This is a genomic window from Mangrovimonas sp. ST2L15, assembly GCF_001280515.1.
In the GTDB taxonomy this organism is placed as follows: domain Bacteria; phylum Bacteroidota; class Bacteroidia; order Flavobacteriales; family Flavobacteriaceae; genus Mangrovimonas; species Mangrovimonas futianensis.
In genome coordinates, this window is the sequence record NZ_LBIQ01000015.1 from 96595 (window position 1) to 119715 (window position 23121).

General features: G+C 36.5%; 22 protein-coding genes and 2 tRNA genes. 11 read left to right on the plus strand and 13 right to left on the minus strand.

Annotated features, from left to right (window positions below; all coding sequences use genetic code 11):
- Positions 1 to 225: 225 nt before the first annotated feature.
- From ZA07_RS00795 to mutS, 3 genes are all read right to left on the minus strand, one after another.
- A tRNA-Leu gene (locus ZA07_RS00795) sits at positions 226 to 309 on the minus strand.
- Between the two features lie 23 nt (positions 310 to 332).
- Positions 333 to 404: transfer RNA gene (locus ZA07_RS00800), tRNA-Gly, on the minus strand.
- A 95-nt stretch (positions 405 to 499) separates the two neighbouring features.
- A complete protein-coding gene (gene mutS, locus ZA07_RS00805) occupies positions 500 to 3109 on the minus strand; it encodes a DNA mismatch repair protein MutS (RefSeq protein ID WP_053969833.1) in 2610 nt (869 codons plus the stop codon).
- A gap of 120 nt (positions 3110 to 3229) precedes the next feature.
- Between mutS and ZA07_RS00810 the strand changes: the two genes are divergently transcribed.
- Positions 3230 to 3760, plus strand: coding sequence for an RNA methyltransferase (locus ZA07_RS00810; RefSeq protein WP_053969834.1), 531 nt, complete (start codon positions 3230 to 3232; stop codon positions 3758 to 3760).
- A complete protein-coding gene (locus tag ZA07_RS00815; RefSeq protein WP_231628606.1) occupies positions 3760 to 4416 on the plus strand; it encodes a class I SAM-dependent methyltransferase in 657 nt (218 codons plus the stop codon). The genes ZA07_RS00810 and ZA07_RS00815 overlap by 1 nt, the downstream gene beginning before the upstream one ends.
- Before the next feature lie 58 nt (positions 4417 to 4474).
- Here ZA07_RS00815 and ZA07_RS00820 read toward each other — a convergent pair whose 3' ends face one another.
- A complete protein-coding gene (locus ZA07_RS00820) occupies positions 4475 to 4963 on the minus strand; it encodes a GyrI-like domain-containing protein (protein WP_053969836.1) in 489 nt (162 codons plus the stop codon).
- A complete protein-coding gene (folK, locus tag ZA07_RS00825) occupies positions 4953 to 6086 on the minus strand; it encodes a 2-amino-4-hydroxy-6-hydroxymethyldihydropteridine diphosphokinase (RefSeq protein ID WP_053969837.1) in 1134 nt (377 codons plus the stop codon). Before folK ends, ZA07_RS00820 begins: the two co-directional genes overlap by 11 nt.
- A 69-nt stretch (positions 6087 to 6155) precedes the next feature.
- On the opposite strand from folK, the gene ZA07_RS00830 reads away from it, so the two are divergent.
- The 8 genes from ZA07_RS00830 (at position 6156) to ZA07_RS00865 (ending at position 14869) form a co-directional block, all read left to right on the plus strand.
- Complete coding sequence (locus tag ZA07_RS00830) at positions 6156 to 6860, plus strand: queuosine precursor transporter (RefSeq protein ID WP_053969838.1); 705 nt, start codon at positions 6156 to 6158, stop codon at positions 6858 to 6860.
- Positions 6861 to 6947: 87 nt separating this feature from the next.
- Positions 6948 to 9584: an AsmA-like C-terminal region-containing protein gene (locus ZA07_RS00835; RefSeq protein ID WP_053969839.1), complete on the plus strand. Its 2637-nt coding sequence runs from the start codon at positions 6948 to 6950 to the stop codon at positions 9582 to 9584.
- Between the two features lie 148 nt (positions 9585 to 9732).
- On the plus strand, positions 9733 to 10596 hold the full coding sequence (locus tag ZA07_RS00840) for an RNA polymerase sigma factor RpoD/SigA (protein ID WP_053969840.1): 864 nt from the start codon (positions 9733 to 9735) through the stop codon (positions 10594 to 10596).
- Between the two features lie 32 nt (positions 10597 to 10628).
- Positions 10629 to 10823, plus strand: a complete 195-nt coding sequence (gene rpsU / locus ZA07_RS00845) for a 30S ribosomal protein S21 (RefSeq protein WP_053969841.1) — start codon at positions 10629 to 10631, stop codon at positions 10821 to 10823.
- A gap of 2 nt (positions 10824 to 10825) precedes the next feature.
- Complete coding sequence (locus ZA07_RS00850; protein WP_053969842.1) at positions 10826 to 11269, plus strand: GNAT family N-acetyltransferase; 444 nt, start codon at positions 10826 to 10828, stop codon at positions 11267 to 11269.
- Between the two features lie 242 nt (positions 11270 to 11511).
- Positions 11512 to 12654, plus strand: a complete 1143-nt coding sequence (locus ZA07_RS00855) for an amidohydrolase (protein WP_053969843.1) — start codon at positions 11512 to 11514, stop codon at positions 12652 to 12654.
- Complete coding sequence (gene alr / locus ZA07_RS00860; RefSeq protein ID WP_053969844.1) at positions 12647 to 13792, plus strand: alanine racemase; 1146 nt, start codon at positions 12647 to 12649, stop codon at positions 13790 to 13792. Before ZA07_RS00855 ends, alr begins: the two co-directional genes overlap by 8 nt.
- A gap of 3 nt (positions 13793 to 13795) precedes the next feature.
- Positions 13796 to 14869 (plus strand): alanine racemase, encoded by a 1074-nt coding sequence (locus tag ZA07_RS00865; protein ID WP_053969845.1) that lies wholly within the window; start codon positions 13796 to 13798, stop codon positions 14867 to 14869.
- On the opposite strand, the gene ZA07_RS00870 is transcribed toward ZA07_RS00865, so the two are convergent.
- On the minus strand, positions 14866 to 15087 hold the full coding sequence (locus ZA07_RS00870; RefSeq protein ID WP_053969846.1) for a hypothetical protein: 222 nt from the start codon (positions 15085 to 15087) through the stop codon (positions 14866 to 14868). The genes ZA07_RS00865 and ZA07_RS00870 overlap by 4 nt on opposite strands.
- A 51-nt stretch (positions 15088 to 15138) precedes the next feature.
- Complete coding sequence (locus ZA07_RS00875) at positions 15139 to 15936, minus strand: DUF2797 domain-containing protein (RefSeq protein WP_053969847.1); 798 nt, start codon at positions 15934 to 15936, stop codon at positions 15139 to 15141.
- A 42-nt stretch (positions 15937 to 15978) separates the two neighbouring features.
- On the opposite strand from ZA07_RS00875, the gene ZA07_RS00880 reads away from it, so the two are divergent.
- Positions 15979 to 17493: a GH3 auxin-responsive promoter family protein gene (locus tag ZA07_RS00880; RefSeq protein ID WP_053969848.1), complete on the plus strand. Its 1515-nt coding sequence runs from the start codon at positions 15979 to 15981 to the stop codon at positions 17491 to 17493.
- Between the two features lie 222 nt (positions 17494 to 17715).
- Here the strand turns inward: ZA07_RS00880 and clpX are convergent, their stop codons facing one another.
- The 6 genes from clpX to ZA07_RS00910 form a co-directional block, all read right to left on the minus strand.
- Positions 17716 to 18948, minus strand: coding sequence for an ATP-dependent Clp protease ATP-binding subunit ClpX (clpX, locus tag ZA07_RS00885; RefSeq protein ID WP_053969849.1), 1233 nt, complete (start codon positions 18946 to 18948; stop codon positions 17716 to 17718).
- 25 nt (positions 18949 to 18973) lie between these two features.
- A complete protein-coding gene (gene clpP, locus ZA07_RS00890) occupies positions 18974 to 19648 on the minus strand; it encodes an ATP-dependent Clp endopeptidase proteolytic subunit ClpP (RefSeq protein ID WP_053969850.1) in 675 nt (224 codons plus the stop codon).
- A gap of 96 nt (positions 19649 to 19744) precedes the next feature.
- Positions 19745 to 21073, minus strand: a complete 1329-nt coding sequence (tig, locus tag ZA07_RS00895) for a trigger factor (protein WP_053969851.1) — start codon at positions 21071 to 21073, stop codon at positions 19745 to 19747.
- A gap of 109 nt (positions 21074 to 21182) precedes the next feature.
- Positions 21183 to 21530: a phage holin family protein gene (locus ZA07_RS00900; protein ID WP_053969852.1), complete on the minus strand. Its 348-nt coding sequence runs from the start codon at positions 21528 to 21530 to the stop codon at positions 21183 to 21185.
- Positions 21531 to 21562: 32 nt separating this feature from the next.
- On the minus strand, positions 21563 to 22327 hold the full coding sequence (locus ZA07_RS00905) for an alpha/beta fold hydrolase (protein ID WP_053969853.1): 765 nt from the start codon (positions 22325 to 22327) through the stop codon (positions 21563 to 21565).
- Entirely contained in the window at positions 22328 to 23041 is a 714-nt protein-coding gene (locus tag ZA07_RS00910) for a pyridoxine 5'-phosphate synthase (protein WP_053969854.1), read from the minus strand.
- Positions 23042 to 23121 lie beyond the last annotated feature (80 nt).

Sequence of the window (23121 nt, forward strand, 5' to 3'; positions counted from 1 at the left end):
TCTACCGCATCAAAAGCTCCTTCCTCCTTCAAGCAAGCCAAGTAATGACAAAAATCTCGTGAACATAATCCCTTTTCTACCGAATAATTTTGTTACACCCTTGTGCAATGAAGAAAAGTGTCAATACTTGAATCACAATTAAACAAACCATACAAAAATCGTACAAAAATAAAAACAAAAAATCCGCAACTACTTGTAAATCAAGCTTGTTACGGATTTTTTTAGTACAGAAGGCGGGACTTGAACCCGCACGAACTAATGTTCATTGGATTTTAAGTCCAACGTGTCTACCAATTCCACCACTTCTGCATCGTATTTTGTGGTAAACCCAGAGCGAAAGACGGGATTTGAACCCGCGACCCTCACCTTGGCAAGGTGATGCTCTACCCCTGAGCTACTTTCGCAGTATTTTAAGAACGTGCATTTGTCTAAATGCGGATGCAAATTTAAAATTTTTAAATGAAAAGCAAAGCCTTTTTTAAAAAATAATACAAATTATTTAAGCCTGCTTCTTTTTCACAAGCATTCTTTTGATTTCATTGAGCTTCATTAAAGCCTCAACTGGTGTCAACGTATCAATATCTGTATGCAAAATCTCCTCCTTAATTTGTTCTAATAAAGGATCATCCAAATTAAAGAAACTCAATTGTAAATCATCTGTTAAGGTTTTTACCTTATCTGTCAACTCTTCACTGGAATGGGACTTTTCAAGTTTTTCCAAGATTTTATTTGCTCTACGAATGACCTGTTGTGGCATCCCAGCCATTTTCGCCACATGGATTCCAAAACTATGCTCACTACCTCCTTCTACCAGCTTCCTTAAAAACAGCACATTATCTTTCAACTCTTTTACGGAAACATTGAAATTCTTGATACGACCAAACGTTTCACTCATCTCATTCAACTCGTGATAATGGGTCGCAAACAACGTTTTTGGTTTGGCCGGATGCTCATGTAAATACTCGGTGATGGCCCACGCGATGGAAATTCCATCATAGGTGCTTGTTCCACGACCAATTTCATCCAATAACACCAAACTCCTATCTGAGATGTTATTCAAAATAGACGCCGTTTCATTCATCTCAACCATGAAAGTAGATTCGCCCATAGAAATATTATCACTGGCTCCTACCCTTGTAAAAATCTTGTCAACCAATCCCAATTTAGCCGATTCGGCTGGAACAAAACTTCCTATTTGCGCCATCAAAACAATTAAAGCCGTTTGACGTAAGATGGCCGATTTACCAGACATATTAGGACCTGTAATCATTATGATTTGCTGGTCATCTCTTGTTAAGAGTACATCATTGGCAATATAAGCCTCACTTGGCGGCAATTGTTTTTCAATAACCGGATGTCTACCATTTTTGATATCCAAATCATGCGATTCATCAATAATGGGATAGGTATAATTATTTTCTTGAGCTAATTGGGTAAAACCTGAAAGACAATCTAACTGACCTATTAAAAAGGCATTTTGTTGCACTGGTTTGATATATTGACTCATCCAGGAAACCAGTTCTCCAAATAATTGTTGCTCGATCGTCAAAATACGTTCTTCGGCACCTAGTATCTTAGATTCATATTCTTTAAGCTCTTCGGTTATATAGCGTTCGGCATTAACCAATGTTTGCTTTCTGATCCATTCTTGAGGTACCTTATCCTTATGTGTATTTCTTACTTCAATGTAATATCCAAATACATTGTTGGAAGCAATTTTAAGCGACGGAATCCCCGTACGTTCACTTTCACGATCCAGCATCTCATCCAAATACTGCTTCCCAGAACTGGAAAGCTTTCTTAAATCATCCAACTCTGCCGAATAGCCTTCTGCAATGGTATGCCCTTTTAACACATTGACCGGAGCATCCTCATTGAGCATCTCCTTGATTTTCTGCCTTAGGGCATCACAACTCTGCAACATATCGCCAATGGCACGAAGCGATTCATTTTCACTATTAGTAGCCATAGCCTTTATAGGCACGATGGCTTCCAAGGAATTTTTGAGTTGAATCACCTCTCGCGGACTTACCTTAGCCGTAGCCACTTTTGAAATCAAGCGTTCAATATCGCCTATATGCTTTATATGGCCCTGTAACTTCTGCAAGACCGTTTGATTGTCCTTTAAATACTGAACAACTTGGTGTCGCTGGTTGATTTTTTCTATGTTTTTTAAGGGAAGTGCCAACCATCTTTTAAGCATACGTCCTCCCATGGGTGTTATCGTTCTATCGATAATATTCAGTAAGGTCACCGCCGCATGGTTATTGGAATGGTACAACTCTAAATTTCTAATAGTAAAGCGATCCATCCAAACGTATTCATCCTCTGCAATCCTACTTATCGAAGTAATATGCTCTAGTTTATGATGCTGCGTCTCCCCTAAATAATGCAGGATTGCTCCTGAAGCAATAATCCCTTCATACAAATTATCAATTCCAAAGCCTTTGAGAGACTTGGTATCAAAATGCCTTGTAAGTGTTTCATTGGCATAATCAGGCTGATATACCCAATCTTCCATATAAAATGTATGGTGATCATCACCAAAAGCCTCAGCAAATTCTCTTCTTTTTTGTTTGGAAACCAAAACTTCACTTGGCCCAAAATTCTGAAGCAACTTATCGATATATTCTTCGTCTCCCTGAGAGGTTAAAAACTCACCAGTAGAAATATCCAAAAAGCTAATTCCGATATACTTTTTATCAAAATGTACAGCACAGAGAAAGTTATTGGATTTGGACCTTAGCACCTCATCATTCAAAGCCACACCTGGAGTTACCAGTTCTGTCACCCCTCTTTTGACAATGGTCTTAGTTTGTTTGGGGTCTTCCAATTGATCACAAATAGCTACCCGTTCACCAGCCTTTACCAATTTTGGTAAATAGGTGTTTAAAGAATGATGTGGAAAACCAGCCAATTCGGTTCTTTCTCCACCATTATTTCTATTGGTCAAAACAATATCCAAAATCTTAGCTGCCTTAACGGCGTCTTCTCCAAACGTCTCATAAAAATCCCCAACCCGGAAAAGCAATAACGCATCAGGATACTTTGCCTTAATGGTATTGTATTGTTGCATTAACGGGGTTACTTTTTTTGCTTTTTTAGCCAATGGTTAAATGATTTTATTCTATTATTTTTGCCAATAAGTATAGCTGCTAAAGTAACTATATTTTCAAGGTTTTTGAAACTGATAACCTATAAGTTATCTACATTTATCCACAAAGGTCGCATGCGTAAATTAAAAAACAGTGAGTTAGAACGATTAAGCATTGAAGAATTCAAATCTTCTGAAAAGACACCCATTATTGTCATTCTGGACAACATCAGAAGTCTGAACAATATCGGTTCGGTTTTTAGGACAAGTGACGCTTTTTTAATAGAAAAAATATACTTGTGCGGTATCACTGCCAAACCACCAAACAAAGACATTCACAAAACAGCTTTGGGCAGTACAGAGACTGTGGCTTGGGAATATGTAGAAAACACCCTGGAATTGGTCAAAAAACTACAAGCGGAGGGCGTTAAAATAGCTTCCATAGAACAAGCTGAAAACGCTACTATGCTAAATGATTTTCAACCAGACCCAGGAACCACCTATGCTCTGGTATTTGGAAATGAAGTAAAAGGGGTATCACAAGAAGTAGTTAGTCACAGTGATTTGGTGTTGGAAATTCCACAATTTGGAACCAAACACTCCTTAAATATCTCTGTAAGTTGCGGCGTGGTGATATGGGATCTATTCAGTAAAATAAACAATTAGTGTCCAAAAGACCCAAACAACCTTGGCCTACTAAGGCGTCCATGGAACAAATTTATGACCAACACCTTTGGGGTGGATACCCACATGATTTCTATTCGGGCGAAGGGTCTCACGACCCAAAAATAGTCGAGCCTTATGTCGATTCTGTTTCGGCTTTTCTAAAAAACTTTGACTCCTCATTGATTGTTTGTGATTTGGGCTGTGGCGATTTTAATATAGGTAGGCAATTAGCTCCATTCACTCAAAAATATATCGGCATTGATATTGTAGCATCCTTGATTGAAAGAAACAAAACGCTATTCACGGAAAAAGACCTGGAATTTTACACATTGGATATTTCCAAAGACAACCTCCCTCCCGCTGATTGCGTTATTCTGCGTCAAGTTCTTCAGCACCTCTCCAACATAGAAATAAGGCGCATTCTAAAGAAAATAGCTTCATATAAATACATCATACTCACGGAGCACCTTCCTATGGGAGATTTTACTCCAAATAAGGATATAATCTCGGGTCAAGGCATTAGATTGAAACAAAAAAGCGGGGTGGATCTTTTACAACCACCATTTAATTTCACACCTAAAACCCAGCAAATCTTAAATGAAATAACGCTGGACAATCAGAAAGGGCGGATTGTGACGACATTCTTTACAACCTAGATATGGTAACTATCAAGACAAGATAAATCTATCAAAACCTAAATAACAGGCCTAATTTTCACTTTAAAACCAAAGGTACCCAAACTTCCTCTTTATTAATGGGATTTAGCGGATTGTAAGTTTTCGGGAGTTTTTCAAAATGGGGTCTTTTATCCAGCTTATAGTTGGAGAATGGCAACCATCCTTGCAAAATAAATTGCCAAAGCTTAGGAAAATCAGACGGAGAGCCTTCAAATTCTATAACCAAATAGGCTCCTCCTGGCAAAACCAAAGAATTCATCCCCTCGGGTACATTTTCAAAATCTGAAACTTCCACACCTACCCATTTTCCAAAAGAGGTTTGAGGTGTGACATCCTGAAACACAGCATCATAGTCCTGAACAGAAAAGGAATGTGTCCCTATGCGGTTCTCAATCTCTTTACGCCTCGGCATAAATGCTCTTGCCAAACTCCCTGTTACATGAGCTATGGTTTGAAAGGTCGCTGGAGCATGAACACCCACAACTTTGATATCCTCCACTTGAACAACTTGATGTTTATACGACATGACAAATCTCCTTTAACAGCCACAAATAGTCTTCTCTATTGCGAACAAAATCTCTTTCAGAAATATCTATGATTTTCACCTTTAGCTCGTTTTGATTTTTCAAAAACTCCAAATAACCCGCATTGATTTTTTCTAAATACTCATCTTGAATGTTCTGCTCATAATCACGTCCGCGATGTTTGATGTTTTGCTGTAAACGCTGGGTGTTTTGATACAAATACACATAAAGATCGGGTTTAGCAATGTCTTTATACATCAGGTAAAACAGCTTTCTGTATAGATTAAATTCATCTTCGGGAAGTGTAATCTTGGAAAAAATCAACGATTTGAATATATCATAATCACTAACGATAAAATCTTTAAACAAATCAAACTGAGAGAGATCGTCGGATATTTGCTGATAGCGATCTGCCAAGAATGACATTTCCAGGGTAAAAGCATACCGTTTGGCATCCTCATAAAATTTGGGCAAAAAGGGATTATCAGCAAAACGCTCTAAAACCAATTTTGCATTAAAATCTTTTGAAATCTGGGTTGCCAAACTGGTTTTTCCTGCCCCAATATTGCCCTCTATAGCAATATAATTGTATTGGTTGAACTCAAATCTACTTTTAGGATTCTTAAGCCAAATATTGACAGGTTCCAAAGGAGACTGGTCCACACTTTCCTGCTGCAATTCCTTGACTGTTTTTTTAAGTTTAGGATGCACCATTTCTGCAGATAAATCCATAAGTGGCTTTAAAACAAATTGCCGGTTTTGAATCTCGGGATGCGGAACAATCAAGTTGCTGTCATTAATTTCCGCCTCACCATAAAGCAACAAATCCAAGTCAATGGTTCGAGATTCATAGCCCGCTCCTTCAGACCGCTCTCGACCCAACCGATTCTCGATGCCCATCAATTCGGTTAAAACCTTTTGCGCTGATAAATTAGTCTCTACCATCACGCATGCATTATAAAAATCATCACCATCAAAACCAACCGCTTCGGTTTGATAAACTTTGGAAATAGCTTTTACAGCCCCTACCTTCTCAAAGATCAAATCTATGGCTTGCTGTAAATTATCAAACTTATGGCCTTTGTTACTTCCTAATGCTATGTAGACGTTTATTGCATGGATCATAGTCAGGCAAAATAACTAAAAGAAATTTTAATACTTTATATTTACAAAACCTATTTATCCACAAATTATATGACGTCAAAAGACAAGCTAGCAGCCCAAAACACCTATTTATTTTTAGCAGCTTTATTTATCACTTCACTAGTGGTTTCCAACCTCATATTTCAAAAGTTTTTCTATTGGTACCCATTGGAAGTTGAAATTTTTGGCACCAAATTATTTGAAATTTCGGTTGGCATTTTGCCCTATCCCGTCACCTTCCTTATCACCGATTTAATCAGTGAGATCTACGGAAAGAAAAGAGCAAACCATGTGGTTATTGCTGGAATATTTGCTTCTTTCTTTTCCTTATTGATTGTATATGTTTCAAACGCTGTACCGGCAACCGATTGGTCACCCGTTCAAAACGACTTATTTTCAAAGGTCTTCGGAAGTACTGCCATTGCTGTCTTTGCAAGTATGTTGGCCTATTTGTTCGCCCAATTTATTGACATCCAAATTTATCACTTCTGGAAACGTTTGACCAAAGGAAAACACCTGTGGTTGCGCAATAACTTCTCAACCTTCACCTCTCAATTTGTAGACACCAGCACAGTACTCATTTTATTGTGTTCGTTTGGCAAAATTTCATGGGATTTATTCTTCGGCCTTTTAGTAAGCGGTTTTATTTTCAAAATAATTATTGCAGTCCTCGATACCCCGTTTCTATATTTAGGCGTCTATCTTTTTAAAAGGAAATTTAAACTCAAAGAAAACGAAGAAATCAGCCTGTTGTAGAATATTAAAGTTTTATTAAACTTTTGCAAACCGCCAACTAGCCAGTTATTTTAATACGTACATACCTACACAACCAAAAACCATTTCATGAAAAAAGCACTAAAAATACTAGGTGGAATTATTATTACCCTTTTGCTTATTTTACTTATTGCCCCATTTGCATTTCAATCGCAAATCAAAGATTTAGTAAAAAACTATATCAATGATAACCTGAATGCCAAGGTAGAATTTACAGATGTTGATTTAAGTCTCATACAAAACTTTCCTAAAGCTCATGTGAGTGTAGACAATTTAGTCATCACTAATAATGCGCCTTTTAAAGATGAAACCTTTGCCACAGTTAAGTCTATTTCCTTTTCTATGCCACTTCCTGAACTTTTTAAAAACACTAGTGAAGGACCTATGGTTATCAATAGCATTCATGTAAATGAAGCGATGGTCACTTTAAAAACAGATAAGTTAGGCAACAACAATTATGACATTACCAAAGAAAGTCCAGAAACTCCAACTCTAGAGGATTCTACTGAAAATGGTTTTGCGTTTGAAATTGAAGATTACAGCATCAACAACAGTGCGATTACCTATTTGGATGAGACCTCAAAAATGGAGGTTTATATAACGGAATTGAACCATTCGGGTAAAGGTGTTTTCTCTGCAGAAACTTCGGAACTGGATACTGAAACCGAAACCAATGTAAGTTTTAGCATGGATAGCACCAACTATTTAACCAATAACCATTTCAAATTGGATGCCCTTTTAGCATTGGATTTGGAAAACGGCAAGTACACCTTTAAAGAAAATAAAGCTCTTATTAATCAATTGCCACTGGAGTTTGATGGTTATGTGCAATTATTGGATGAAGGGCAGGACATTGATTTAACGTTCCAAAATCCTGGATCTTCGTTCAAAGACTTTTTAGCACTCATCCCAGAGACCTATTCCAAGGATCTTGATAAAGTAGAAACTAATGGTGATTTTAAAATATCGGGTGCTGTCAAAGGTTTGCTTTCAGAAGAAACCATCCCAACCTTTGATATAGCTATCACCTCAAATAATGCTGCATTTAAATATCCAGACCTTCCCAAAGGCATCAATGACATTACCATTAATACAATTATCAAAAATGAAACTGGGGAAAAAGATGACACCTATGTTGATATTAAAACTTTAAATTTTGCAATTGATCAAGATAAATTTAAGTCATCAGCCACTATCAGAAATCTCACTTCAAATATGCAGGTGCAAGCATTTGTGGATGGTGTTTTAAACCTAAGTAATTTAACAAAGGCCTACCCAATATCTTTAGAAAATGAATTGAGCGGTATACTAAAAGGAAATGTCAATACTTCTTTTGATATGGATGCCGTTGAAAACAACCGATATGAAAGAATTAAAACTAGTGGTAATTTAACTTTGACCAATCTCGTTTATTCTTCTGAAGGATTTCAAAATCCAATTCAAATAGAAACAGCAAGCCTCGACTTCAATCCAAGTATTGTCAACGTTACCAACTTTAAAGCAAGAACAGGACAATCTGATCTACAAATGAACGGATCATTGAAAAACTTCATGGGCTTTATTTTCGGTAAAAATAAACTTCAAGGAAACTTCAACTTAAATTCAAAAAATTTGGTAGTTAGTGATTTTATGACTTCGGAAGTTGAAAATGAAGAAGAGACCTCAACCAACAATGAAGAAAGCTCCCCGACAAAAATTCCTGATTTTCTGGATTGCACCATTCAAGCCAAAGCTAATACCGTGGTCTACGACAATCTTGAATTAAAAAATCTGAACGGGACGCTTAGCATTAAAGATCAAGAAGCCAATCTACAAAATATGACAGCTAATATCTTTGATGGTACTCTGGCTTTAATGGGAACGGTTTCCACCAAAAATGACACCCCTACCTTTAAAATGAACTTAGGTGCTGAAGATTTTGATATCTCTAAATCATTTAAGGATTTAGAATTACTGCAAGCTCTTGCTCCTATTGCCAAATTTCTAGAAGGGCAATTGAACACAACGATTAGCTTAAACGGGAATCTAGACGAACAAATGACACCGAGTTTAAATTCAATCTCTGGATCTGCCTTTGCCGAATTATTGACAAGGGAAATCAATACCAGTAATAGTCCTTTATTAAATCAATTGGACAACACTTTCAACTTTATAGATTTTGATGCACTATCAGACAAAGACTTAAAGACTGATTTGGTATTTGACAACGGACAAGTAAATGTGAAACCATTTAAACTAGCTTATAAGGATATTGATATTGAAATTTCAGGTTCCCATGGTTTTGATCAAAACATGAATTATAAGGCAGTATTAGACGTTCCAGCCAAATATTTAGGAAGTGAAGTCAACAGACTTATTGGTAAAATCAATGATAATGAGGTAAACAACATCAGTATCCCAGTTACAGCTAACATAACAGGAGCCATTTCCAATCCAGCTATTTCGACAGATCTCAATGCTTCAGTTTCTAAATTGACACAACAGCTTATTGAGATTCAAAAAGAAAAACTATTGAATGAAGGTGCGGGTGCCATTAAAGATTTATTATCAGGAATTGGTCAGGCACAAGAATCTGCACATCAAGAAAGTGCTACCGACACTACGGAGACAACAACAAATAATTCGAACACCGTTCAACAAGGAATCAAAAATGTCTTAGGCGGTCTCTTAAACAAACAGAAAAAAGAATCTGACTCTATAAAATAGGATAAAATTCATAAAAATGACCAAAACTCACTTGATTTAGCATGAATTTTGGTCATTTTTATTAAAGAATTGCCTTTTTCTTTGGATATTTCAATAAAAAGGTTATCATGTAAAGCTAGAGAAACATTTAAATATCTAAATCTTTTACATGAGGCAATTAAAAATTACCAAGCAAGTTACAAACAGGGAATCAAAATCATTGGATAAATATCTTCAGGATATTAGCAAAATCCCAATGATTACCGCCGAAGAAGAAGTAGAACTGGCCCAAAGAATAAAAGAAGGAGACCAGATTGCTTTGGAAAAATTAACCACAGCCAACTTGCGATTTGTAGTTTCAGTAGCCAAACAGTATCAAAATCAAGGCCTTAAACTCCCCGATTTAATTAACGAAGGAAACGCAGGACTTGTAAAAGCAGCGAAGCGTTTTGATGAAACCCGCGGATTTAAATTCATTTCTTATGCTGTGTGGTGGATTAGGCAATCGATTCTTCAAGCTCTTGCCGAACAAGCGAGAATTGTTAGATTGCCATTAAATAAAATCGGCTCCATCAACAAAATCAATAAAGCCTTCTCTACCTTAGAGCAAGTGCATGAAAGACCTCCAAGCGCTGAGGAGATTGCAAAGGAGCTGGATATGACTGTTACAGACGTTAAGCAATCCATCAAAAACTCGGGACGCCATTTATCTATGGACGCGCCTCTTAAAGAAGGTGAAGATTCCAGCCTATATGATGTTGTAAAATCTGGAGAATCGCCCAACCCAGATAAAGATTTAATGAGAGATTCCTTAAATGTGGAAATCAACCGAGCATTAGACACCTTATCTCAAAGAGAAGCAGACGTCATTAGACTTTATTATGGCATCAGCAATGAACAACCTATGAGTTTGGAAGAAATTGGAGAAACCTTTGGGCTTACAAGGGAACGAGTTAGACAGATCAAAGAAAAAGGTATCAGAAGATTAAGACATACCTCAAAAAACAAAATATTAAAAACTTACTTGGGATAGACCTAAGATTCATAAACAATTAAAATCTATACATGATTAAAATCGAAGTAAAAGAAGGAGAAAAAATTGAAAGAGCATTAAAACGTTACAAGAGGAAACACCGTAACGTAAAAATTATGCAAAACTTAAGAGAAAATCAATACTACACCAAAAAATCGGTAAGACGACGCAGAGAAATCCAAAAGGCTGCTTACATTCAGCAGATTAGGGATGAGGAAGCGGTATAATTATGAATGTATTCAAATTATATAACCCTAATACCAAACCAACAGACGAAGAAAAAGAAACCATCATTGGCTTTTTACATACCCATCTTGAACAATATGGGGATAAAAAGGAAGATATTGCCAAATGCCTAGATTATGCAGTAAAAGACAATATCTCGGCACAGGGTGGTTTTGTTTTGGTAATCAAAGATAAAGAAGGTATCAAGGGCATCACCATCTTCAATGAAACTGGGATGCAAGGTTATATTCCTGAGAACATTTTGGTATATATTGCTGTTCATCATGATGCCAGAGGCCAAGGAATTGGCAAGCAACTCATGGAAAAAGCCATAGAATTGGCACAAGGCAGTATAGCGTTGCATGTCGAACCAGACAATCCTGCCAAACTTCTTTACGAAAAATTGGGTTTCGAGAATAAATATCTTGAAATGCGACTTCAAAAGTAGAAGTTCACAATGGCTTCAAAAAATTTGCTTTTTACCATGGACATGATTCTTATTTCTTGAATGGACTTGCGAAGTTTTATTTCCTTCTTAAATGATTCATAATTTGAAGAATTAAAAGATTTAAAACCCTCCTATTTAAAGAGGGTTTTAATCTTAATTTAGCTCTCACCTATTGGCTTTTATGCTATCTTAGTAGAAATCACCAAATCATTAATGATCTATCAGCTATCAAAAATAGTCTTATGAAAATACATGGATTGAAAGATTTGATTGAGTTTAGAAAAGAACTACACAAACATCCAGAACTTTCAGGCTATGAAGTAAAAACAGCCAAAAAAATTTCTGAAACCCTAAAATATTTCAATCCGTCACAAATCATAACCCAACTAGGCGGATTTGGCGTAGCCGCTATTTTTGAAGCCGACAAAGAAGGCCCAACTAGCTTATATCGAGCTGAACTTGATGCTCTTCCAATTAGAGAAATAAATACATTTGATCATGCTTCTGAATATGACAACATTTCCCATAAATGTGGACATGATGGACATAGCACTATTTTGATAGGACTAGCAAGAGAAATATACAACCATCCCATTTCATCTGGAAAAGTGATTCTACTCTTCCAACCGGCTGAAGAAATTGGTACCGGAGCTAAAGCCATACTGAAAGAACCGCTCCTTTTAGAAAAGAAGCCTGATTTTGCATTCGCTCTTCACAATGTTCCTGGGTTTGATATAGGACAGATTATATGTAGAGAAAACACCTTTACTCCTTCGGTCATTAGTCTTGCGATTACTTTGACTGGTAAAACTTCGCATGCCGCTGAACCAGACAAGGGCATCAACCCTGACTTAGCTATTTCAGAATTAATCCAGCGAATCAAAGGGCTATCAAATCCTGAAGAAACGAATCCCAATTTTTCAACGATTGCAACAGTTTACAGCAGAATAGGATCAAAGGACTACGGTATTTCTGCGGGAGATGGGGAAGTTCATTTTACTTTGAGATGTTGGACCACCACTCAATTGGAACACTTAAAAAATCATCTCATAACGATAGTCAAAAAGACCTGTCATATTTACAAACTCAACTATACCATTCAATGGTTTGATGAATTCCTTTCAAACAACAACCATCCTGAAGCAGTTTCTCATATTAAAGAAGCTGCTAATACTCTTGGATTTTCATACGTCAACAAACAGTTCCCTTTTAAATGGGGAGAGGATTTTGGTCTATTTACCCAAAAATTCAAAGGGGCCATGTTTGGGCTTGGTGCAGGACAAAATGCTCCAGCTTTACATAACCCCGATTATGATTTCCCAGATGAAATCATCACTCACGGAATAAACATGTTCCATCAAATAATAAAACAAATACATGCCTAATTCGATTCTTGAAATAAATAAAAAAGCATTAGCTAAAAACATCACATACATAAAAACCTTATTGGATGAAGGAACCATTATTTCTTCGGTTTTAAAAGGGAATGCTTATGGGCATGGAATCTCCATTATGGTTCCCTTACTACAAGAATTGGGTATCAATCATTTTGCAGTGTTTAGCTCCCTAGAAGCCAAACAAGTTTTTGAAAAAGCAAAAGGCGATTTTTCCATAATGATTATGGGAGATATCAGCGAGGAGCATGCTTCATGGGTATTGGAGAATGACATTGAGTTTTATGTGTTTAATATCCAACGATTGGATTACATGGTTCAATTAGCAAAAACCATGAACCGAAAAGCTCGTGTTCATTTAGAAATTGAAACTGGTATGAATCGAACGGGGTTTAATCAGGATGAATGGAAAAACTTAGCGAATACCCTCCTACTGAATAACGAACATTTAGGCATACAGGGAATTTGCACCCATTACGCGGGGGCAGAGAGCATCAGCAACTATCTAAGAGTAAAAAATCAGAGACAAATCTTTAAAAAAGCCATCAAGTTTTTTAAGAAAAAGGGTATTAAACCTGAAAGAATACATGCCTCTTGTAGCGCTGCAGTTCTATCATTTCCTAAAGATAATTATGACATGGTGCGTGTCGGAATTCTTCAATACGGCCTTTGGCCAAGTAGAGAAAATTTCATCTCACATATTACCCAGAAACATGTGCATAAAGATCCTCTAAAACCTATTTTAAGTTGGAAATCCTATGTCATGGACATCAAAGAGGTTCCTAAAGGTCAATATATTGGTTACGGAAATTCGTACCTTGCAGAACAGGATATGACTATAGCATCTGTCCCTATTGGATACGGTTATGGCTATAGCAGGAGTCTAAGCAACCAAGGCCGTGTTATCATTAACAATCAAAGATATGGTGTCACTGGTATTGTAAACATGAACATGCTTCTAATCGATATTACAAGTGACCCAACCATTAAAATAAATGATGAGGTCATTTTGATAGGCAAACAAGGAGATCTGGAAATTACGGTATCTTCTTTCGGAAATATGACCGATCAACTCAATTATGAAGTCCTTTCAAGAATCGATAAAGACATACCAAGAATTATAAACTAAACCATGGCCTATTTTACTTTAAACAAAGCTTCGCTTGTTCATAATTACCAATTTTTAAAGGATCTGTTTGATAGCCACCAAGTAGAATGGGCTCCAGTTCTAAAAATGCTTTGCGGCAATGAACTTTTTCTGGAATTTGTTTTGAGTTTAGGTGATGAACAAGTTTGCGATGCGCGGTTGACAAATCTCAAAACCATTAGGAAAATAAAACCTGAAGTAGGCACTATTTATATCAAGCCACCTTCCAAGCATATCATTAAGGACATTGTCACCTTTGCTGATGTAAGTTTTAATACCGAATTCACCACTATTAAATGGCTATCTGAGGAAGCCAAAAGACAAAATAAAGTACACCGAGTTGTCATCATGATTGAATTAGGTGACTTAAGGGAAGGGATCATGGGAGATCATTTGATGGATTTCTATAAGGCTATTTTTGAGCTTCCAAACATACAAGTTGCTGGTATAGGTACCAACTTGAATTGTTTAAGTGGTGTCATGCCTAGTAAGGACAAACTCATTCAGCTTTGTCTTTACGAACAGCTTATTGAAGCCAAATTTGATCAAAAAATAGATGGTGTTTCTGGTGGATCATCTGTAATGGTACCCTTACTATTAAAAGGCATTGTTCCGAAAGGGATCAATCATTTTAGAGTGGGTGAAACCCTTTTCTTCGGGAGCGATCTTTTTGAAAACACCACCATAGAGGGCATGAAAGATGATGTTTTCACCCTGCATTGTGAAATCATAGAAATTACAGAAAAACCAAGCGTTCCATATGGCGAATTGGAAAAAAACCCTTCGGGCGACATGTTTGAAGTTGATGAGTCAAAATGGACAGAAATACAGAAACGAGCCATTCTAGACGTCGGTTTACTGGATGTTTCTAAAATTGATTTTTTAAGATGTTTGGATGAGTCCGTCAATTTTGTAGGCGCGAGCTCAGACATGTTGGTCCTTGATATTTCACAAACTGAAATTGATTACAAAATAGGTGACATCATTAGCTTTAGAACAGATTATATGGGAGCTTTGAGAATTATGAATTCAGAATATATTGAAAAAAGACTGATTTAATCATTTGTGATAGGATGGTCTTCATAAAAGTCTTTAAAGGTTTTATTGGTCCTGTAGTTATCCCTTAAAACTTTATACACCATAATCAACATCATTAGCTGCCCAAAAATCATCACATAATAAACCCAATGGAATGGCAACCCCATACCTACCATAACAGTTAAAGCTACTAGACATAAGGTAGTAAATACCACATAGAACATTACTGGGATTTTCATGTTTTCTTCTTAAAGTACTCAAAAAGAAAACGCACCTCTATTAAAGAGCTGTTAAACTTTAATTTCGATGGCTACAACAAGCCCTTCGTTGGACCGGACATTAAAGACGGTATCATCTTCAAAAATCAGGTATTGTCCCTTTACCCCAACTAATTTACCTTCAAAACTTTTTTGCTTTTCAATATTCAAACTACTGGGCTTTGTAGGATATTTAGAAACAGGAAAATCAAGTTCGGTTTCAGTGTTGTTTTCGATATAATATTCCTTTGCTTCCTCAGGAATAAACTCCTTTAATCGTTCACGCCACTCGACCAGATTTTCATCAACCACATCATTCTTGAGCATGGTTCTCCAATTGGTCTTATCACTCACATGCTCCTTTAGAGCTACTTCAGTAATCCCTGCCAAATATCTATTGGGAACCTCAACAATTTCAATAGCTTCATGTGCGCCTTGATCAATCCACCTAGTTGGCACTTGAGTTTTTCTAGTGACTCCAACTTTCACGCTACTGGAATTCGCCAAATAAACGATATGGGGCTGTAATTGTACTTTCTTTTCATATGCTAAATCACGTTCTTCCTGATCCAAATGTGCCTTACTCAATTCAGGCTTCATCACCCAATCTGCTGCTTGTGGAACTTCAAAAAAGCAACTTTTACAAAATCCCTGGCGATAGATGGGCTTATCTAAACCACAGTTTAAACACTGGTATTTAACAAATTGCATGGTGATTGTTTTACCCAACAATTGATTCAGATTGATAAAGTCATTTTCAAACACCAAATAGTATTGAATCGGGTTTAAAAACTCAGTCTCCATTTTTGTCAAGACACCTTGGTAGGTCATAAAAAAAAGTATTATTTTTAGTTTTTTAAAGATAATGCAAATATGCCATTTCCAATAGTAAATTCTATTGCTTCTTGGTTTTTAAAGAAACGATTTCACCAGATAGAACTTTTCTTAAAGTACCCCAATGAAGTGCAGATGGAACTGCTTTCCCATTTATTGGAGAAAGCCAAAGACACAGAAATTGGTAGACGCTATGATTTCCAATCCATTGGGGATTATGAAACTTTTGCAAAACGCATTCCTATTTCCAACTACGAAGATTTAAGCCCAGACATTGAACGTTCCCGTCAAGGCGAAACCAATATATTCTGGCCAGAACCTATTAAATGGTTTGCCAAATCAAGCGGCACCACAAACAGTAAAAGTAAATTCATTCCTGTAAGTGGAGATTCCTTGGAGGATTGCCATTATGCGGCGAGCAAGGATCTACTGTGTATGTACTTAAACAATAATGAAGATTCCCAACTTTTTACTGGAAAGAGTTTAAGACTGGGAGGAAGCAAAGAACTGTATAGAGAAAATGGAACCATTTTTGGCGATTTATCAGCCATTCTAATTGACAATATGCCCTTTTGGGCAGAGTTCAGCAGCACGCCGAGTAACCGTGTTTCATTAATGAGCAATTGGGAAGAAAAAATGCAGGCCATTGTAGAAGAGACCGTTGAAGAGAATGTGACAAGTTTAGCTGGCGTACCATCATGGATGTTGGTGTTATTAAACAATGTTTTAGATTATACCAATAAAGATAGTTTATTGGATATTTGGCCCAACTTGGAAGTTTACTTCCATGGCGGTGTTAGTTTCACTCCATATAAAAACCAATACAAATCAATCCTTCCCAAAAAAGATTTCAGGTATTATGAAATCTATAATGCTTCGGAAGGTTTTTTTGCTATTCAAGACAGGAACAAATCCAGTGAATTATTGCTCATGTTGGACTATGGAATTTTCTACGAATTCATTCCAATGGATTGCTACGGAACAGAATCTGAACATGTGATTCCTCTCAACCAAGTAGAGCTTGATAAAAACTATGCTATTGTCATCACAACAAATGCAGGTCTGTGGCGTTATAAAATTGGTGATACGGTAAAATTCACCTCCGTAAAACCGTACCGGATCAAAGTTTCTGGTAGAACCAAGCATCATATTAATGTGTTTGGTGAAGAATTGATCATTGAAAATGCTGAAGATGCCCTAAGAAAGGTATGTCAAAAAACAGGAGCACAAATTGTAGATTATACGGCAGCTCCTATTTTCATGGAAGGCAAGGAAAAAGGGGCCCACGAGTGGCTCATTGAATTTAAAATTCCACCTCAAGACATTGATTATTTTAACGAATTGTTTGACAATGCTCTGAAGGCCTTAAATTCAGACTATGAAGCCAAAAGGTACAACAATATGACTCTGAATAAACCTAAGATTCACATGGCAAGACCCAAACTATTTTATGATTGGTTAAAACAACATGGTAAATTGGGAGGTCAACACAAGGTCCCTAGGCTCTCAAATACAAGAATGTACCTTGACGATTTGTTAGGCATGAACCAATAGGTACTTAATCGGAGAAATTGACTGTAAGAAAATTTTTATCGAGTATTTTTTAAGGTTGGTCTAAAAGGCATTTTATCTCCTTTTTTAAAAAGGATAATTCTATTAGATTTACCTCAATATTAGAAGAAAACGAATTATAATATTGCATTATTAATTACTTCAATCCATAGAAATAAAAAAGCCTCCTAGATTTAGGAGGCTTTTTTTATGTAGTAAAGCTACTTACGAAACCGCTTTCAGTTTCTTTAATGTAGTTTTTGTCAATTTATCTTCAGCATAGGCCTTAGTGACCTTAAGCTCTTTGTCATTTGTACCTGGCATTTCAAACATAGCATCCGTTAAAATTTCCTCGCATAAAGAACGTAGTCCACGTGCTCCAAGTTTGTATTCTACGGCTTTTTCAACAATAAAGTCTAAAGCGCCATCGGTGATACTAAAATCGATATCATCCATTTCAAACAACTTTTTATATTGCTTGATAATAGCATTCTTAGGCTCTGTCAAAATAGCTCTCAACGTTTTATCATCCAACGGATTCATATACGTAAGAACCGGTAAACGCCCAATTATTTCAGGAATCAATCCAAAGTCCTTTAAATCTTTCGGAATGATATATTGCAATAAATTGTCATTGTCAATTTGGTCATCAGACATGGAAGCACTATACCCAACCGCTTTCATATTTAAACGCTTGGAGATGATTTTTTCGATACCATCAAAAGCTCCTCCTGCAATGAACAAAATGTTTTCGGTATTGACTTCTATGAATTTTTGATCGGGGTGCTTTCTACCTCCTTTGGGCGGTACATTAACTACTGTACCTTCCAATAATTTCAACAAGGCCTGCTGTACTCCCTCTCCAGATACGTCTCTTGTAATGGATGGATTATCACTTTTACGCGCAATCTTATCTATCTCATCGATAAAAACGATGCCTTTTTCTGCCTTTTCCAAATTGTAATCAGCCGCTTGCAGCAATCGGGTCAAAATACTTTCCACATCTTCACCCACATAGCCTGCCTCTGTTAAAACAGTGGCGTCAACAATAGCTAACGGCACATTAAGCATACGGGCAATGGTTTTCGCCATTAAGGTTTTACCAGTACCAGTCTGTCCCACCATAACGATATTACTTTTTTGAATTTCAATATCATCATCTGTAGGTGATTGCAATAACCTTTTGTAGTGGTTATATACAGCCACAGACATCACTTTTTTAGTAGCTTCTTGACCAATAATATATTCATCAAGAAATTGTTTGATTTTTTGAGGCTTACGCAACATCAATTCGGCCGACAACTCGGTGTTATGGCTTTGCTTGGATTCTTCCAAAACAATACCATGGGCCTGTTCGATACAACGGTCACAAATGTGAGCATCTAAACCTGCAATCAATAAATTAGTTTCTGGCTTTTTTCTACCACAAAACGAGCATTCTAATTCTTCTTTTGCCATACTTTACTTTTACTTACTTCTATGATTAACTGCGCATCAATACTTCGTCAATCATTCCATATTCTTTAGCTTGTTCAGCTTTCATCCAGTAATCACGATCACTGTCATCATATACCTTGTCGTAAGGTTGACCCGAGTGCTTACTGATAATTTGATATAATTCTTCTTTTAATTTTAAAATCTCCCTAGCCGTAATTTCAATATCACTAGCCTGACCTTGAGCGCCACCTAAAGGTTGATGAATCATCACCCTTGAGTGCGGCAATCCGCTACGTTTACCTTCTTTACCAGCACATAGCAATACTGCTCCCATTGATGCTGCCATACCAGTACAAATAGTAGCCACATCTGGCTTAATAAACTGCATGGTGTCATAAATACCCAAACCAGCATATACACCCCCACCTGGAGAGTTTATATAAATCTGAATGTCTTTAGAAGAGTCTGTACTTTCCAAAAACAACAATTGGGCCTGAATGATATTTGCAACTTGATCATTAATTGCCGTTCCCAAGAAGATAATTCGGTCCATCATTAAACGTGAAAACACATCAAAAATCGCAATGTTCATTTGACGTTCTTCAATAATATTGGGAGTTAAACCAACAGGATACATACTACTCATTATCTTGTTGTAGTAAGTACTGCTAATCCCTTGATCTTTTATAGCGAATTTTTCAAATTCTTTAGCGTAATCCATAAATATATTCTAATAAAAATTAACCAATTAAAAAGGCGTTGAAAGCTTAATTTCCAACGCCTAAATATAAGCATTTATTCTTTAAAAGAATCTTAATTACTTGTCTCCGTAAACTTCTTTCACAAAGTTCTCGTAAGTTACTTCCTTCTCTTTAAGCTTTACATTTTCCTTATAAAAGGATAGTAATTTTTGACTAATGATTTGCTCAGAAATTCTACGAACTTCTTCTTGGTTAGTCAAAACTCTTGAAGCGATTCCATCTAATTCCTCTTCAGAAGGATTCATTTGACCAAATTGCGCCATTTGTGCTTTAATCATTTCTTTAGTATGACCAGTCACATCCTCCATAGTCACTTGGATGTTATTATCACCCACCAACTTTCCTTCAATCAACTGATAACGCAATCCTTTTTCAGACTTTTCATACTCTTCTTTAGCTTGTACTTCATCCAAAGGTTGCTCTCCAGATGTTTGAATCCATTTTTGAAGGAATTCTGCTGGTAATTCAAATTTGGTACTGTCAACTAAATATTCAGTTACGTCATTCAACAATTTTTGATCAGCTTGTTGCTTAAATTGTTTCTCAGCATCTTCTTTGATTTTTTCTTTCAATTCAGTTACTGACTTCACTACGTCCTTACCAAATAATTTATCAAATAAGTCTTGATCTAAATCTGCTAATTCACGGTTGTTAATTTCAGAAATTGTAAAGTTCACTTCAATATCCAAATCATGAACTTCATCATGACTTACCTTCAATGCATGCATTAATTCGTGGTCATCGCTATACAATCCTTTAGTTTTTAAAGTAATGACATCACCAACTTTTGCTCCAATAAATTTCTTTTCAGTCGCTTTTCCTTTGAATTTATCTAGGGTTAAAGTAACTCTATTTTCGATACCTTTCTCCTCGTTACTGTAAACACCAGTAACCTCGCTGTCTTTAGAAACTTCTTCTTGAGAAACTAATTTACCATATTGCTTTTGGATGCTTTCGACTTGTTCGTTGATCATTTTGTCATCCGCTATGATAGTATAATGGGTAATTGCTTTTTTAGGACTTAAATCAACTGAAAATTCAGGAGCTAATCCTAATTCAAATTCAAAAGACAATTGCTCTGCATCCCAATCAAGGTTATCTTGTGGCTTTGGAAGTGGATGACCTAAAACATCCAATTTTTCCTCAGTCAAATATTTGTTAAGTGCATCCTGTAAAAGCTTGTTCACTTCATCAACCAAAACTGCTTTACCGTACTGCTTTTTTACCATCCCAATAGGCACGTGACCTTTTCTAAATCCAGGTACAGAAGCAGTTTTACGGTAATCCGATAAGATCTTTTCAACTTTGTCGCTGTAATCCGATTTCTCGATATCTACCTTTACTACAGCATTTAACTCATCAATGTTTTCTCTTGTAATATTCATATGGAATGTAATAAACCCTAAGGGTAATAAAACTTATTGTAATTAAAAAGGGTTGCAAAAGTATAACTTTTTCGCAACCCCACAAAGTTTTTAACGGTCTGAAATTCACTTACTTTTTATCCTTATCCAAAAGGGAATGTAGAATAGATTCTAGAATGGATAAAAGAATGCTAAAAAGTATGGCTGTCCAGATGCTACTCACATCAAAACCGCCAATCATTTCCCTGGCAATCAAAATAATAATGGCATTAACCACCAATAAAAATAACCCTAGGGTTAAAATGGTAATGGGCAATGTCAAGATAACCAACAAAGGCTTGACCAAAAGGTTTAAAATTCCAAGAACCAAAGCCACCAAAATGGCGGTTCCGAAGCCGGATACAGATACTCCCGGAAGGATGTAGGCCAAAATAATGACGGCCACGGCATTTAATAAAATTTTGAGGATAAGATTCATATCGTAATCGTTTTTCTTAAAAGTACAAAAAACTACTTGATAAAATCTATGACGTAATTATAAAATTCCTCTGGATTCTCGGCATGCAACCAATGTCCCGCATTACTTACTGTTACAATTTTAGCTTTTGGGAAGTGTCTATGGATGATTGACTCATCCTCAAGGGAAATATACTCACTTTTATCACCTCTTAAAAACAAGGTGTCACCATCAAATTTCGCATGCATCGGCAAAGCCTCACCTACTTCTTCAACCTGCGCTTTTAACACCGGTAAGTTCATTCTCAAACCTAGCTGCCCTTTTTCTACCCAATAAAGATTCTTCAATAAAAACTGTCTTGTACCAAAATCTGAAACATACTTTGCCAATTGATCGTCGGCTTCACCCCTAGAAGCTAATTCTGAAAAATCCAAACTACTTAAGCCTTCTAGTATTCGATCATGATGTACTGGATAAAACCTAGGAGAGATATCTGCTACCATCAATTTAGAAACCAATTCTGGATACTGTGTGGCAAACAACATGGCTGTTTTACCACCCATAGAGTGCCCTAGAAGGATAATATCTCGCAAATTATTGACTTCACAATAATGTTTGAGGTCTGCCACCAACACTTCATAATTAAAGGCCTCATCATGAAAACTTCGTCCATGGTTTCTTTGATCTAAAAGATGTACTTCAAATCCCTGCTCTCCAAAAGCCTTTCCAAGGCTTTTCCAGTTATCACCCATGCCCAAAAAGCCATGAAGAATAATAAACGGGCGACCTTCACCAATAACATTTGAATACAATTCCATTTACTTCAACTTGTTTAAATACATTTGAACCACATTCTCAATACCCAAATAAAGACTTTCAGAAATTAGAGCATGTCCAATTGAGACTTCCAACAACCCCGGAATATGTTCTTTAAAAAACTGGATATTATCCAAAGACAAATCGTGTCCAGCATTGATTCCTAAACCTAATTGATTGGCCAGTTCTGCACATGCCGAATAAGGTTTAATGCCATTCTTATTACCCAAACCGAATTGATGTGCAAAAGCTTCGGTATACAATTCAATTCTGTCTGTACCAGTTTCTTTAGCACCTTCAATTTGAGCCTCAACTGGATCAACAAAAATAGAAGTCCTAATCCCACTTTCTTTAAATTGGGCGATGACATCCTGAAGAAAGCTCTTATGCTTAATGGTATCCCAACCTGCGTTACTTGTAATAGCATCCTCTGCATCGGGAACCAAGGTTACTTGAGTGGGCTTTACCTCAAGCACCATTTTATTGAACTTATCTATAGGATTCCCTTCAATATTAAACTCGGTATAGACTTCTGATTTTAAATCATAAACATCTTGATAGGTAATGTGGCGTTCATCTGGCCTTGGGTGAACAGTGACACCCTCAGCACCAAATCTTTGAACATCTCTTGCGAATTGAACCACATTTGGAACATCCCCTCCTCTTGAATTTCTTAGAGTGGCGATCTTATTTATATTAACACTTAGCTTGGTCATTTTTAACGTTTCTTTCAACAAAAATACAAACTGAATCAGGCTTATTGTAGCATTTTTTTGATTAATTTGCAGATAAAAGA